Here is a 14,415-nt window from a genome sequence, read left to right on the forward strand (position 1 = left end):
TATTCGTCTCCTAATTGTATTTATAGCTCTTTCCACAGAAGTCCGGATATGATAAGATTAAGGATAGATGGCGATAAGGAGGTTGGATGCCGGCAGCATATAGTTATGATTTAAGAAAAAAAGCAATGGAAGCACTAGACGAAGGGGAAAGCAGAGAAGCAGTGGCAGCAAGATTTAAAATTGGACGAACTACTTTGTGGGAGTGGAAGCAAAGAAAAAAAGAAACAGGCGACTTTCAGTCAAAAAACTCGGTAATGGAGGTTACAATCAGAAAATTATCGACTGGAATAAGTTTATCGAATTTGCTAAAAAACACGGTAGAAAAACTCTGTCGGAAATGGCTAAACTTTGGGGCAACGTTAGTATCGAAACGATCCACCGAGCTCTCAGAAAAATTGGATTTACGCGCAAAAAAAGACATATGGATACAAGGAAAGGAACGAAGAAAAACGTGCTGAATTCTTAAAAATTATAGCAACAAAAGAACCAGAAAACTTAGTGTATATAGATGAGTCTGGGATTGATAACACGGAGGACTATCCATATGGGTATTGCCAGAAAGGACAGCGATTTTATGCCCTAAAATCTGGAAAAAAAACTCAACGAATCAGCATGGTTGCAGCCTTAAGTAGAAGAAAGATAGTTGCTCCATTAACATTTGAAGGCCACTGTAATATGGATATTTTTAATGGATGGTTTGAGCAATTTTTGGCACCGATCTTAGAACCTGGACAAACTGTCATTCTTGATAATGCTACTTTTCATAAGTCTGATAAGCTTATCAAGCTCGCTAAAGGAGTCGGTGCAGAAATTTTGTATCTGCCGCCTTATTCTCCAGATTTTAACAAAATTGAGCATCATTGGTTTGCTATAAAAAACAGAGCCAGGAAAAACATTCCTCTATTCGAATCCTTTCGTCGTGCTGTTGATTCTGCCTTCCTATGACCTATTCGGACTATTATGAGAAATGCTATAATTATGGCCTTTTCGAAATTTCTCGATCCAAAAAACAATTTCGCGTTCAAGAGAATATTTGGCACTGAGAAAAATAAAGATATTCTCATTCACTTTCTCAATGATATATTGGGCTTCGCTGGCAAAGATGAAATAGAAGAAATAGAATTTCTCAGCACTATCATGGATGCTGAGATTGCCTCTAAAAAACAAAGTATTGTTGATGTTTTCTGTACTGATTCTGCTGGAACCCAGCTAATTATTGAAATGGTGCGACCTGAAAGTCTTCGGTCATATTGTTTAAAAGGAGAGGAATTCCTTCAGAAAGAAACTAAAAGAGTTCTAAAACTTATTAAACCAGATGTTTTGCCATCTGAGTCTATGCATCAGTGCGAATCGGGTAACCGGTTGGTGCCAAGCGATGCGGACAATGAACCTCCTCTTGAAAAAGAAGATGCTCAATCGTGAAAGGAGCATAAACTACAAGCATCATGTGGTTGGAGAGCTAGGCTTAGTGGTATGGTGAACGTAAGTGAAGCTTCATAAGTATCGTAACGATTAAAGAGCTAAAGATGCTGATAAGCTCCGACCAAAAGGTAATGTGACATTTTTCATTTCTGGATGTACGCAAATCACCGGTATAGAGAAGTCACCTAACCCACTGTTGTATGACAGAAGGAACAGGGTAAGCCTGTATTTCCGCCTATATGGCAAGCAAACCGCAAGGAACGCTGATGAAAATGCAGGTAAAGGATAATGGAGAAAGCGAATGCCATTTTGTAACGAAATGTATAGAATTTGTAACATTAATTCGCGTGAAAACGAGCAGATTTCCATTTGGTCCCTCGTGACAAGAAACTTTGTTAACCACTTGAGGTAGAGAAGCAGATGACCTTACCCACAGAAATGATGAAGAAATTAGGAATATTTTTTACAAAAAGGACAATACTAACAAAAGAACTTTATTCTATTTAAAATATAAAGTTACAATAAATTTTCCTGTCATCTCCAAATAAATTACATTAACTTAGTATTGTATATTGTTAATAACTTAAATAATACAACCATTTTCAGCAACAAAAACCAAAGGTCTTGAGATACAAGATATTTGTATGGTTACTATGATAGTTCCTTTTTTAAGAAAGTTTTAAATTTCATACCTAACAATAAACAACTTTAGGTTTAAATTTATGAAATCAGTTGTTATATACATCAGCAAATACGAATTTATAGCATTTCTCATAATAGTCCGAATAGGTCATAGGAAGGCAGAATCAACAGCACGACGAAAGGATTCGAATAGAGGAATGTTTTTCCTGGCTCTGTTTTTTATAGCAAACCAATGATGCTCAATTTTGTTAAAATCTGGAGAATAAGGCGGCAGATACAAAATTTCTGCACCGACTCCTTTAGCGAGCTTGATAAGCTTATCAGACTTATGAAAAGTAGCATTATCAAGAATGACAGTTTGTCCAGGTTCTAAGATCGGTGCCAAAAATTGCTCAAACCATCCATTAAAAATATCCATATTACAGTGGCCTTCAAATGTTAATGGAGCAACTATCTTTCTTCTACTTAAGGCTGCAACCATGCTGATTCGTTGAGTTTTTTTTCCAGATTTTAGGGCATAAAATCGCTGTCCTTTCTGGCAATACCCATATGGATAGTCCTCCGTGTTATCAATCCCAGACTCATCTATATACACTAAGTTTTCTGGTTCTTTTGTTGCTATAATTTTTAAGAATTCAGCACGTTTTTCTTCGTTCCTTTCCTTGTATCCATATGTCTTTTTTTGCGCGTAAATCCAATTTTTCTGAGAGCTCGGTGGATCGTTTCGATACTAACGTTGCCCCAAAGTTTAGCCATTTCCGACAGAGTTTTTCTACCGTGTTTTTTAGCAAATTCGATAAACTTATTCCAGTCGATAATTTTCTGATTGTAACCTCCATTACCGAGTTTTTTGACTGAAAGTCGCCTGTTTCTTTTTTTCTTTGCTTCCACTCCCACAAAGTAGTTCGTCCAATTTTAAATCTTGCTGCCACTGCTTCTCTGCTTTCCCCTTCGTCTAGTGCTTCCATTGCTTTTTTTCTTAAATCATAACTATATGCTGCCGGCATCCAACCTCCTTATCGCCATCTATCCTTAATCTTATCATATCCGGACTTCTGTGGAAAGAGCTATAATTATCATGTTACTCATTAACCACCATGCGTGAATATAGGTCAATTATTGCCGCCAACAACCTTCTTTAGTTTTTATGTAGGTAATCCCAAACTTTATTTGGCTGATCAGTAGTAAAATTTTGATCCAATGTGTTCGGAGCCACAACTCGGTTGCTTATTTGCTGTTTTTTATTTTTGAACCTTCGTCTAAACTTGGCTTTAATGCCATTTTCTTGCATAACACTTTGTACTGTTTTAATTTTTGCCTAAAGCTTTTAATTCAGCGTGAATTTTAGGGGCTCCATATCTGCATTTAGAAGCTTGATTATTTTTTGAATATCTGCTAGAAGCCCTTCTTTTGCTAATTCTTTACTGCTTTTTTCCTTAGCAACCCATACCACCAGTACAAAACCCTACATAGTTCCTGTGTTTTATAGCAATTTCTATATAAAAGAATACTTTACTCTTTTTCTTTGCCCAGGGCTTTTTTTAAGATGTCTCTTTCTCTTATTAGCTCTTTTTTTAGATCAAATCTTTCTTTGTCATAAGGAGCCTTTGCCTGGAAATGCGTATGCTCCAGACATTTTTCCATCATATTTTCTTACTTAACATACTGCCATCTATACCTAGATCTTTTGCTATTTTTGTACTTGCTTGACCTGTTTCTTTAACCAGCTTAACAGCTTCTAATTTGAATTCTGCTGTATATTCTCTTCTATTTGTCATATTTTGAAAAAACGTTTTATTTTACTCCAAAAACGTCTTAACTTTCTCTCTACTTTTTCTGGGTAAGGTCACTACTTGGATGACAGATAGTAGTGCGAAAGTCTCTTACAACTTACTTTTAATTAGTCTAACCCATGCGTGCCAATCCCTCTCACCAAGATTGCTTTCAAAAGATAGGAGATCCTTTACAGCTTTTGAGCAAATTTCTTCACTTGGAATTGATAACTCCTTATTCATTGCTAACGTTAAACATTGAGTTTTGCACGCTTGTTCTAAATGATACGAGTAAAACATTGCTTCTTGTATAGTCCGACCACACGTTATAGATCCATGATTACGCATTAACATGACAAAATTTTCTTTCAGATCAGCTATTAACCTCTTTCCTTCTGTATCGCTAAGTGCTAGGGAATTATAATTATGGTAAGAGATTTTATTGTAAAAGTGCAGTGCCCATTGACTTATAGGAAGCAGCCCATCTTTGAGAGAAGAAACCGCTACAATAGAAGGTGTATGCAAGTGAAAAATTGCTTGAATATCTTTCCTTGCTTGATAAACAAAACCATGAATTATATAGCCAGTTCTATTATATTGATATTCTTTGCCTTCAATTACATCTCCATCAAATGATACTTTCATTAACGAACGTTCATCTACTTCATCAAAACGCATACCAAACGGATAAATATAAAACGACTTTTGATCTTCAGAACGCACTGAAAGGTGAGTATATGTATGATCATCGAACTTAAGGTAGGACAAAATCTGATAGGCATAGACTAGATCCCTTTTTACTCTGCTCTTTGTTAACAACACAATCCTCTGTTAGAATCTTCTGAAGGTTTATACACGAAAAGAGACTTGTAGTAAACTAATAAGTCTATGCCACTCTGTCTTGCTTTCTGAATACCAAACACTTTTGTGTTGTAGCTTGCTTAAAAATAGTTATCGTTATTATAGAGTTTATATACAGAATTTATGTTTTTAAATTACATAATATCTTAACTACAAAAATAATTTTCTATATAATATTTCATATGTTTTAAAGCTTCATTTTTATGTTATTATAAATGTAAGTTTCAAGATTGAAAATAATATGGTAAATATTAACACAAAAAAACAGCCAGCAGGATTTTTCATATATCTCTCTGGTCTTTCGGGAAGTGGTAAACTTTCCACAGCAATAGAATTATCTAATATGATAAACGCATTAATTGTAAATAGTAAGTTCTATAACAATGTTCAAGCTTGCTCTATATACGATGGTGTCTTTGAACGTGATCAAATACCTAAAGAAGTTCAAGATAGAATATATGGCATTATGCAAATTATGCTTCAGGTAATAGAAAATTATCCGATTCACTCAAAAAATTACATATTTATTGATGAGTTGATGGAAAATAATGACCAGAACATGAGGATGTATGATTCAATAGTAAGGCTTAGTAAAAAAATGAACACAGAAATCCTTCCTGTGGTACTTAGGTGTGATCTACCGACATTACAAAAGCGTATTGCATTAAAAAGGCAAAGAAAAAATAGGAAGGTGATTAATCTAAATAGCATTGTAGAGAAATTTAGGACTGACGATTTATTTATACCACCAAGTGCCATAGAGATAGAAAATTCAGATATGAGTATAGAAGAAGTAGCTCAAGAGATAGTAAACCAGATGCACAAGCTTAGTAACATTGCATGTACGCGAAAGAATAGTCTATAATGATTTCATATACTGAGGCTCATTTAAATATAGAGCTTCAACTTCATTTAATTTTTGCTTGTTCTCTAATCTATAACGGACTAATAGCCCTGCATGGCTAGCATTTAAATTGCAATCCATATGTGTACTGCTTGTAGCGTGACACTGGGATCCAGGTGCAGATAGTGGCAATAAATTGAAATCAAATAACTGCGTATAAAACCCTTGAGCATTTTTGACTATAGCTCTGATATTTTTTTTGTTATTCGTACAAAGCAAAGATATTGCGTAGGCTTGAACTTCCAGCGCACTAACTCCGTATAATGGCTTATTTGTAGCAAGATTTATACCTTGTGCAGCTGATATACCAACTCTAATTCCAGTGAAACTTCCTGGTCCAACTACTACCACTAAATGATCTATTTTATCATAATTATAGTTGTGCTTATCAAACAAAGTATTCAGAATTTGAAAAAATGATTCTGCATGATTGTTGCTGGCGGAATTGTGCTCTACAAAACAGTTACCATCATAATCAACTATTGCTATTGAACTACCAATACCTACAGTATCAATCGCTAAAATAGACATTACTTAAGCTTATCATAGAGTTTTGTAAACATTATAGCAAAGGCACCATTACCCATAACGTTTGCTGAAGTGATTATTGGATCAAACACTATATACAGTGCTGTGATTAACGAAAGCATTTCTGGAGAAAATTTGAGGTATTTCTCAAGAATAGGTAGCATTACCATAATTCCTCCTGCCGGAACTGCCACGATAGCAAACTTAAATAACAAAAAATAGAGAAGGAAAGTTACATAGTCTGTTGTGCACAATGAATAACCGGAGGCAATTATCATTGATAATATTATAATAAAAAAGCAATCACCTACTAAATGAAAGCTAGCAGTTATTGGCACAACAGACGATGCTATGTCAGGTTGCTTTACATTTTTTTTGCTTCCTTCAAGAGTAAGCGGCATAGTTGCATTACTAGACATTGTGCTCATTGCAGTAATAAATGCCGGTATCATATTGCCTATACTAGCTATCCAGCTTGTGATCTTGAATGAATTTGCTGCTCCATATAAGAGGAAAACATAAAGGTAGGTTGCAGATGCTATAATAATGAAAATTATTGAGTAATCCTTAAATATTATAGATAAAACTTGATCATGCTGCATTTTTAAAGCAAGCCCAAGTACAAATATTGGAATAATCGGCGTCAAAAACGTCTTCAAAATAAAGAGAGTTAAATCTAACATTTTGTTCGAAAGCTCTCTGCTTTTTTTGGGTAGCAGTGTGGACACTACTATGCTGGACACAAATCCACAAGCAAGGGCATAAAAATTAGAAAGCAATGCAGGCAGTCTAAACGACCATAAGGGAACAATTGTTTCTTCATACGTTATATCTTGTATTGAATAAGTGTTTTGTATGATAAAATGCCCAACAGAATAAGCTATTAAACTTGAAGCCAGATTCGATAAGAAGATCATTATAATAAGTAACAATATGAACTTTATAGCTGACTGCTTAAGATTGTTAACACTGCTAAAGATTAACGCAAAAATAATAAAAGGCATTATAAATAGCAAAACCTCTTTTATACTAAGGCTCGTTGAGTACAAGAAGGTTTTTACTTCCATTGGAGCTAAATGACCAAAGAATGCAGCTGAAGTGATGACCGTGAGTAAGATTAATAGTTGTAGCACGTTCTTATATACCAATGTCCTATGGACATATATATGGTAAGTTAGTTGTTAAGTAAAGCAAAACTGTCTAAACTGCACAGCAAATGGTGTAATGAAAGTGGAATGACAAAAAAGAGTGAAATTAGCATTCACTTATTATTCGTGTCATTTTCAGTAAAAGCTTCTTCCCACGTGCCTTGAGTTGCTGCGCGGCTATACTCTGTTACTCTATTTTCAAAGAAATTCGTATGTTCAACGCCATTTAGTATTTCATCAAGCCACGGAATAGGATTATCATTGACATCATATATGGACTCAAGACCTAATTGCATTAACCGTCTGTTTGCTACGTAGCGTATGTAATTGCGCACTTCTTCTGCGGATAGTCCTTCAACATCTCCTAAATCAAAGGCAAGCTTTATGAATTCGTCCTCAAGTTCAACGATGGTGCGACATGCAGAATATAATTCCTCTTTAAACTCGTTGTCCCAAATTTCATTATTCTCTTTAATAAATGTATTAAATAACATGATAATTGAATTGGTGTGCAAAGTTTCATCACGTGCTGACCAGGCGATTATCTGCCCCATTCCTTTCATTTTTCCAAAACGTTGGAAATTGAGCAAAATTGCAAATGATGCAAATAACTGCAACCCTTCAGTGAATGCACCAAACACTGCTAGAGTTTTAGCTACATGTTTTTTATCGTGTTTTTTGCTTTCCTCGAATTCCAACATATATTCATATTTCTTTCTCATAGCATCATACTTTAAAAATGCTTGATACTCACTTTCTGGCATGCCAATTGTGTCTAAAAGATAAGAATAAGCTGCAATGTGTATGGTTTCCATATTGGAAAAGCTTGCAAGCATCATGCATATTTCTGTTGGCTTAAATATATTTGAATAATGCCTCATGTAGCAGTTATTTACTTCAATGTCTGCCTGAGTAAAAAATCTAAAGATCTGGGTTAGTAGATTTTTTTCTACACTTGAAAGTTTAGTTTTCCAATCCTTCACGTCATCAGCGAGCGGAACTTCTTCAGGTATCCAATGGATTCTTTGTTGCTGCAGCCACGCATCATACGCCCAAGGGTAATTAAAAGGTTTGTATATTGGATCTGCTTCTAACAATGACATAAGACACCTATTATTTTCTAAAGTAAATATTATATTAAGTGATATTGAGAATCAGTCAATTTAACTTTTTTGAAATTTGACGGCAGATAATTTATTAGTGTATTATAGCTTCAAGTAATTTATCAACAGAAATGCGAGTATTAATATCTTTTATTTTATTATTTACAGTGAGCTGCACTCACACTATTCACAATCACGGAGCTCCTGGCATTAGTGTTGAATTGTGGAGCAAGATAAAAGTAGGTGACGATAAAGAAAAAGTGGTTCACACTTTAGGATCACCAACATTAGTATCAAAGTTCGATGACAATGTTTGGTACTATGTCTCATATAAAATTAAACAAGCCAATTTTTTAGGAAAAAGGAAGTATAGTAGTAAGTCTCTGCAAATTTCATTCGACCAGGACGGTAAAGTTGAAGATACAAAAGAAACTGACATCTTAGAGAGATCTTTGGCTGTTTCTGATTGAAAGTTTGCTCAGATCTTCCTACGTCATACCGCGGTTCATTCCATAACTGTACGAACATTGCGATTTGGGCCTACCAGAAGGGTGTCATGAAAGTAGCTGACACTAGTTCCTTTATGACGGCAGTGCCCAGACTACTTGGATCCAGGAAACTTAATTGCAAGTAATGCATTGGGTTTGGTAAGTATGGGTTTTGCGTTATAGAATGAAGCACTTTTGGTGAATTTGTAAAGAAAACTGGATCCCAGTGGGCTTTGTTGCATCGCTAGCTATGATGGATTAAAGATAAAAAAGATATGGAATATCAGTAGCTTATTATTCTGGTATTTATAACAAGAACGGTCAATGAATACCTAAATTTGAGTAAAAGAAATTTCACTACCATTTACCAATCCGGCTAAAATTCAAGAATTTCAATGCTTTAGCTATTTTCAATAGAATTAAATTTATTAATATAAATAACAAATTACTATTCTTAAATTTGATCAGATTGATTGCAAAAAAACAAGATTTTCAATAGGTTGCTTATAATCCTAACTATAGTTAGCCTTTCATAAGTAGCGATGCAACAAAGCCATCCCAGTGTCAAGCACTGGGATGACACCATTTGTTGTAAACTCACTTTTACTCTATGGTTATACTACCTTGCTGCTATCCTGAACAGATACAGTGGGCTTATTAAATTATAGAATTACTTTAGCTATAGAATAAAATCTAGTGTTACTTCACGCCAAATGTGGTGGTGCTGAGTAGGCAAGCCGGTCAATGGGCTACATTTATATACTGCACGCATTGCATTATCTGCTATCGACCTGAAAAGTGGATTATTTCGATAGGAATCACTGTCTGCTACATCCGCCATAATTATCTCGCCTTGACTGGATAACAATAAGTTAATTTTTATATTAAAATTTTCTTTGTAAGCTATGCTTTCAGGAATGCTCCAGCATTTTGTGAGCTTGTCTCTTATAGAGTTAATAATTTCTGTTACAACTAATTCATCCTTTTTGCTCTCAACGCTTTTTTCGTTTCCTATTTCATTTTTTGCCCCTCTAACATCCCTTCTTAGTTTTTTCTCTACACTTTTTTTTCTTTTTGGAATTGGAATGAATTCTTTACCCTCGTTAATAATGACTTCTTCTTGCATTTCGATAATTTGCCTCGGTTGTGCTACAACAGTGTGCTCAACTATTTCTTTTTTCCTTTGTGGTATAGGAACAGCTAACGTATCATTCGTTTGGGCTTTTGTTGAAGATAACGAAAAAAGCAAAAAACAACATAAAGACAAAAAAAGAATATAATTCGAATAGAAAAAACGCATATGTTAAGCAGCTTGTTTTACTGGTTTAAAGCTAATATTGCACGTAAAGTCAATATATTTTAGTTGATGGACGAGTTTGAAGTCAATAAGGAATCCCTTCAAAGCTGAAGGCAAGCGGAAGATTGTCTTCTCGACAGACAAAGGAATTGTATAATGGATTAAAAGGAACCGTATGACAAAAATTATAGCAAAAGAATATACAGAATTTTTAGAGCAATTGAAGGATCATATTGCAACAAACCGTTATAAAGCAGCACTTGCAGTAAATAGTAAGCTTATTTTGCTTTACCACCATATTGGTACAGAGATCCTAAAACGCCAAAAAGAACATACCTGGGGAGCTAAGGTAATTGATCAATTAAGTAAGGATTTGAGAAGTACATTTCCAGAAATGAAAGGCTTTAGCATGAGAAATCTGAAGTATATGCGTAAGTTTGCCGAAGAATATCCTGATGTTGAATTTGTGCAGGAGCCTCTTGCACAATTAACTTGGTATCACAATATCACTCTTTTGGAAAAAATAGAAAGTCATGAAATAAGATTATTTTATGTAAAAAAAGCTATTGAACATGGCTGGTCACGTAACATTATGGTGATGCAGATAGAACTTGGACTACATAAACGTCAAGGAAAAGCAATAACTAATTTTAAAGAAAAATTACCATCTCCACAATCCGATCTAGCACATTACACATTAAAAGATCCGTATATTTTTGATTTTTTAAGTATAGGTAAGGATGCTCATGAAAGAGAAGTAGAAAAAGGACTCGTAGGGCATATGGAAAAATTTCTGTTAGAACTCGGTGAAGGATTTGCATTTGTTGGTAGACAATTTCATTTAGATGTTGGTAATAAAGACTTTTATATTGATTTATTATTCTATCATTTAAAGTTACGTTGCTTCGTAGTGATTGAACTAAAAGATAAGGATTTTAAGCCGGAATATGCTGGTAAAATGAATTTTTATCTTTCTGCAGTTGATGATTTACTGAAGCACTCGACAGATCAACCTTCTATAGGGTTAATCTTATGTAAATCTAAAGACGATGTACTTGCTAAATATACACTCCGAGACATGAACAAGCCAATAGGGCTAGCAGAATATCGAATAACTGAAAATCTACCAGAGAACATAAAAACAGCTTTACCGACGATAGAAGAATTAGAAGCTGAATTATCCAAAATTTCAGACGAGGAAAAGTAATGTTACTAAAATCATTCAAACAATTATTTAGCAAACCAAAAGCTCAGTATGAAATGCATCAGGCTCAGGAAGAAGAGTGGCAGCCAATAACTTACTCTCTCATAGCCTTGAAACTTTGGAAGCAAACAGTAACGGAGTAAGTGATTTTTATGGATTACACGCTCTAGGTGCACTATCCTATATATCATACGGTCAATACACTCTAAATGAGATGGAAAGATGAAGGCATCATTATAGCTGCTAAAAAATACGGCGATAAAAACTTAATTCTTTCTCTGTTTACAAAAAATCATGGAAAGCGCAGGGGATTAACTAAGCTAACAAACAATAGCAATTATAAGTTTCAGATAAGTAATCTATTACATGCAGAATGGAGTGCTAAGTTACCTGAAAATCTAGGTTTTTTTAAGTGCGAATTAATCGAATCTCCATTCCATCATTTCTTTCAAGATAGGTTAAAAAGCATTACTATTGTTTCTTTCTCCTCTATTTTAGAAAAAGTGCTTCCAGAAAGTGAACCCTGTGCCATGCTGTATGACAATTTTCGATATTTCATCGATGTAATTAAACACAACAATCAGTCTTGGCAAAGCCATTATCTTAACTTAGAGCTTCTGCTTCTTACGCAATTGGGATTCAAGTTAGACTTATCCAAATGCGCTGTAACAGGTGTTAAGGAAAATTTACAATTTATTTCTCCAAAAACTGGTAGAGCAGTGTCAAAAAAAGTAGGAGATTATTATGCAGATAAACTCCTACCTTTTCCACAAATGTTACATGATGTATACAATAATAACCTACAAAACAGCTACTCATTCCAAGAATTTCAGTTAGGAATGAAAGTCACAGGATATTTTTTAAATAAGTATCTATTTTTGCAGTTAAACGTGAAATTTCCAGAGCTGAGAAACCTCATGTTGTCGCTTTAATTTTAGCAGTCCTACGTCATACCGCGATTCATTCGCGGTATCTCTTAGCATAGATCCAGCTAACAAGTAGCGGGATGACGAACTTATCGTCATGCCACCGCGAACCGTCATACCGTGATTTATTCACGGTATCTCTTAGCATAGATCCAGCTAACAAGCAGCGGGACGACGGTTGTCAGGGTGTCATCCCAGCGCCCCTATGATGTCATCCCAGTGCCCAGACACTGGGATCCAGAAAAGTTTGCTTGTGAACAAGCAAACTAGCATGGAAAGTGGTTACAACGTTTTCGATGAGATTATATGGAAAACTGGATTCCAGTGTCAAGCACTGGAATGACAAGGTATAAACCTTATCGTCATGCTGCCGCGAACCGTCATACCGCGATTCATTCGCGTTATCTCAGCATAGATTCCGCTAACTAGTAGCGGAATGACGGTTGTCGGCAAACTTAAGCCACTTTAGCTATAGCCAGTAACCACTCTATTTCTACCACTGTTTTTTGCTTTATATAAATATTTGTCGGCACGTACTATAAATTCTTTAATATTGTCAAGGTCAGATTCTTGCATTTCTGCAATTCCAATGCTCACAGTTACATCGTGGGTTGTATTTTTATCCGCAAGTATAAAAGGTTTTTTAGCAATAATTTTTCGTATTCTCTCCGCAATAGTATACGCATCTGATACATTGGTATCTGGCATTACAACAACAAACTCCTCACCACCAAACCTAGCTAGTAAATCTGTCACTCTGATATTTTCAGAAATTCTTTTCTGTATTTGCTTTAAAAGTTCATCTCCAGCACTATGCCCAAAACTGTCATTCACTATCTTAAAATAGTCTATATCAAGTATCATAAGAGACAACCTTCTATCCTTTTCCACAGAGTCCTTAACAATGTTTCTTAAGTGTGCATCAAAATATCTTCTATTATAACAGTTAGTTAATGGGTCCTTTATAGACATTTCCGCATTATTAAATAAATTCATTCTCAAGGCATCTTGATATCTTTTTCGTTTTACTTGCGAATTAACCCTTGCTATTAGCTCACCCTCATCCAAAGGTACTGTTAAATAATCATTAGCACCTACATCAAGTGCTTTTACTAAATTGTTTTTATCATAATCCTCAGAAAGAATCAGAATTGGTGTATAACGTGTTTCCACCTTACTACGAAACTCAGAACACAAACGCAAGCCGTCAGTTTTTGAAAATTGCATATCAGAAATGATCAGGTCGTAACCATTCTCAATACCAACCTTCAATGCTTCCATTGGATCACTCAGTATTTTAATTGACCTAAAGCGTTGCTTTAATATATTATATATCTGCTCTGCTTGATGAACATCCTCATCTATAACAAGTATGTTAGCATCAAAAATCTGATTGGAATAATCCATAATACTGTTTCCTGCGACTCCACCAATCTCAGCGTTAGTTTCTCCTCTCAAACGCAATTCATCGATAATCATCTTTAAGCGTGTGAGAGACTTAATTCGTGCAGATAAAGCAGTTTCGTTTATTGGTTTAGTCAGAAAATCATCCGCGCCAGCATTAATACCTTGCACTCTATCATGAGTATCATGCAGCGCAGTTACCATAATTATTGGAATATGGGTTGTCAAGGGATCATTTTTTAGCTCCTTACAAACTTCAAAGCCATTCATCTTTGGCATCATGATATCAAGTAATATAATATCAGGCTGCTGCTTTGCTACTAAATCTATAGCTTCTTCACCATCATGAGCTACGATAACCGTATAGTACTCTGCTTTTAGTCGAGCTTCTAAAAGCTTGACATTAGATAGTACATCATCTACTACCAGAATCTTTGCTGTCATTATCTTTAGATGTATTATCTATATCATAAGTAGGATAAAGCTTACCATTTTTACCAATTATGTAATTTACTTTCTCAGCATTACATTCTTTATATAAGTCTTCAATTCCGGCATCCTTCAATAACCTCCTAGCTTTTAACTTTACAATTATAAAATACCTATATATAGTCTTAATAAAATCAATAAATACAGGTACCTTATTTTTATCAAGAACAATTATGCTCACTAAAGCTACAACTAAAATTTCTGAAAGACCTATATTGAACATTTTC

General features: G+C 34.9%; 16 protein-coding genes and 3 pseudogenes. 8 read left to right on the forward strand and 11 right to left on the reverse strand.

Translation table 11 applies throughout. The features are described from left to right. Positions 1-86: 86 nt before the first annotated feature. Both ABWU67_RS04405 and ABWU67_RS04410 read left to right on the forward strand, forming a co-directional pair. Positions 87-945 (forward strand): annotated as a pseudogene (locus ABWU67_RS04405) (IS630 family transposase). A gap of 33 nt (positions 946-978) precedes the next feature. Beyond that, positions 979-1,224 (forward strand): annotated as a pseudogene (locus ABWU67_RS04410) (PD-(D/E)XK nuclease family transposase); the annotation flags it as partial. 988 nt (positions 1,225-2,212) lie between these two features. Here the strand turns inward: ABWU67_RS04410 and ABWU67_RS04415 are convergent. From ABWU67_RS04415 to ABWU67_RS04435, 5 genes and pseudogenes are all read right to left on the reverse strand, one after another. Continuing rightward, positions 2,213-3,071: pseudogene (locus ABWU67_RS04415) on the reverse strand (IS630 family transposase). 320 nt (positions 3,072-3,391) lie between these two features. Further along, on the reverse strand, positions 3,392-3,517 hold the full coding sequence (locus ABWU67_RS04420; protein WP_264374313.1) for a hypothetical protein: 126 nt from the start codon (positions 3,515-3,517) through the stop codon (positions 3,392-3,394). 59 nt (positions 3,518-3,576) lie between these two features. Next, on the reverse strand, positions 3,577-3,711 hold the full coding sequence (locus ABWU67_RS04425) for a hypothetical protein (RefSeq protein ID WP_007548509.1): 135 nt from the start codon (positions 3,709-3,711) through the stop codon (positions 3,577-3,579). Beyond that, on the reverse strand, positions 3,708-3,842 hold the full coding sequence (locus ABWU67_RS04430) for an IS3 family transposase (protein ID WP_007548354.1): 135 nt from the start codon (positions 3,840-3,842) through the stop codon (positions 3,708-3,710). The genes ABWU67_RS04425 and ABWU67_RS04430 overlap by 4 nt, the downstream gene beginning before the upstream one ends. A 105-nt stretch (positions 3,843-3,947) precedes the next feature. Then, entirely contained in the window at positions 3,948-4,658 is a 711-nt protein-coding gene (locus tag ABWU67_RS04435) for a class II aldolase/adducin family protein (RefSeq protein WP_010082280.1), read from the reverse strand. Between the two features lie 280 nt (positions 4,659-4,938). Here ABWU67_RS04435 and ABWU67_RS04440 point away from each other — a divergent pair, with 280 nt between their 5' ends. Then, positions 4,939-5,562, forward strand: coding sequence for a hypothetical protein (locus tag ABWU67_RS04440; RefSeq protein WP_353281773.1), 624 nt, complete (start codon positions 4,939-4,941; stop codon positions 5,560-5,562). On the opposite strand, the gene tsaB is transcribed toward ABWU67_RS04440, so the two are convergent. The 3 genes from tsaB to ABWU67_RS04455 form a co-directional block, all read right to left on the reverse strand. Continuing rightward, positions 5,557-6,132 carry a tRNA (adenosine(37)-N6)-threonylcarbamoyltransferase complex dimerization subunit type 1 TsaB gene (gene tsaB, locus ABWU67_RS04445; RefSeq protein ID WP_010962437.1) on the reverse strand — a complete coding sequence of 192 codons (576 nt, stop codon included), beginning with the start codon at positions 6,130-6,132 and terminating at the stop codon, positions 5,557-5,559. The genes ABWU67_RS04440 and tsaB overlap by 6 nt on opposite strands. Next, positions 6,132-7,262 (reverse strand): cation:dicarboxylate symporter family transporter, encoded by a 1,131-nt coding sequence (locus tag ABWU67_RS04450; RefSeq protein ID WP_341821728.1) that lies wholly within the window; start codon positions 7,260-7,262, stop codon positions 6,132-6,134. Before ABWU67_RS04450 ends, tsaB begins: the two co-directional genes overlap by 1 nt. A gap of 128 nt (positions 7,263-7,390) precedes the next feature. Beyond that, positions 7,391-8,380 (reverse strand): ribonucleotide-diphosphate reductase subunit beta, encoded by a 990-nt coding sequence (locus tag ABWU67_RS04455; RefSeq protein WP_006280119.1) that lies wholly within the window; start codon positions 8,378-8,380, stop codon positions 7,391-7,393. A gap of 131 nt (positions 8,381-8,511) precedes the next feature. On the opposite strand from ABWU67_RS04455, the gene ABWU67_RS04460 reads away from it, so the two are divergent. Further along, positions 8,512-8,850 (forward strand): outer membrane protein assembly factor BamE, encoded by a 339-nt coding sequence (locus ABWU67_RS04460; protein WP_006279908.1) that lies wholly within the window; start codon positions 8,512-8,514, stop codon positions 8,848-8,850. A 697-nt stretch (positions 8,851-9,547) separates the two neighbouring features. Here the strand turns inward: ABWU67_RS04460 and ABWU67_RS04465 are convergent. Next, positions 9,548-10,168 carry a hypothetical protein gene (locus tag ABWU67_RS04465; protein ID WP_022626225.1) on the reverse strand — a complete coding sequence of 207 codons (621 nt, stop codon included), beginning with the start codon at positions 10,166-10,168 and terminating at the stop codon, positions 9,548-9,550. A gap of 172 nt (positions 10,169-10,340) precedes the next feature. Between ABWU67_RS04465 and ABWU67_RS04470 the strand changes: the two genes are divergently transcribed. The 4 genes from ABWU67_RS04470 to ABWU67_RS04485 all read left to right on the forward strand — a co-directional run bounded on the left by ABWU67_RS04470 (position 10,341) and on the right by ABWU67_RS04485 (position 12,638). Continuing rightward, entirely contained in the window at positions 10,341-11,372 is a 1,032-nt protein-coding gene (locus ABWU67_RS04470) for a YhcG family protein (protein ID WP_038199734.1), read from the forward strand. Beyond that, positions 11,372-11,512 (forward strand): hypothetical protein, encoded by a 141-nt coding sequence (locus tag ABWU67_RS04475; RefSeq protein ID WP_007548500.1) that lies wholly within the window; start codon positions 11,372-11,374, stop codon positions 11,510-11,512. The genes ABWU67_RS04470 and ABWU67_RS04475 overlap by 1 nt, the downstream gene beginning before the upstream one ends. Positions 11,513-11,578: 66 nt before the next feature. Beyond that, on the forward strand, positions 11,579-12,301 hold the full coding sequence (gene recO, locus ABWU67_RS04480; RefSeq protein WP_353281776.1) for a DNA repair protein RecO: 723 nt from the start codon (positions 11,579-11,581) through the stop codon (positions 12,299-12,301). A 202-nt stretch (positions 12,302-12,503) separates the two neighbouring features. After that, positions 12,504-12,638: a hypothetical protein gene (locus ABWU67_RS04485; RefSeq protein ID WP_264374152.1), complete on the forward strand. Its 135-nt coding sequence runs from the start codon at positions 12,504-12,506 to the stop codon at positions 12,636-12,638. Between the two features lie 122 nt (positions 12,639-12,760). On the opposite strand, the gene ABWU67_RS04490 is transcribed toward ABWU67_RS04485, so the two are convergent. Together ABWU67_RS04490 and ABWU67_RS04495 are read right to left on the reverse strand one after the other, a co-directional pair. Next, positions 12,761-14,143, reverse strand: coding sequence for a PleD family two-component system response regulator (locus tag ABWU67_RS04490; protein ID WP_264705753.1), 1,383 nt, complete (start codon positions 14,141-14,143; stop codon positions 12,761-12,763). Continuing rightward, a complete protein-coding gene (locus tag ABWU67_RS04495; protein WP_209472739.1) occupies positions 14,115-14,411 on the reverse strand; it encodes a hypothetical protein in 297 nt (98 codons plus the stop codon). The genes ABWU67_RS04490 and ABWU67_RS04495 overlap by 29 nt, the downstream gene beginning before the upstream one ends. Positions 14,412-14,415 lie beyond the last annotated feature (4 nt).

It is taken from the genome of Wolbachia endosymbiont (group A) of Aleiodes leptofemur (assembly GCF_964028465.1).
Lineage (GTDB): Bacteria > Pseudomonadota > Alphaproteobacteria > Rickettsiales > Anaplasmataceae > Wolbachia > Wolbachia pipientis.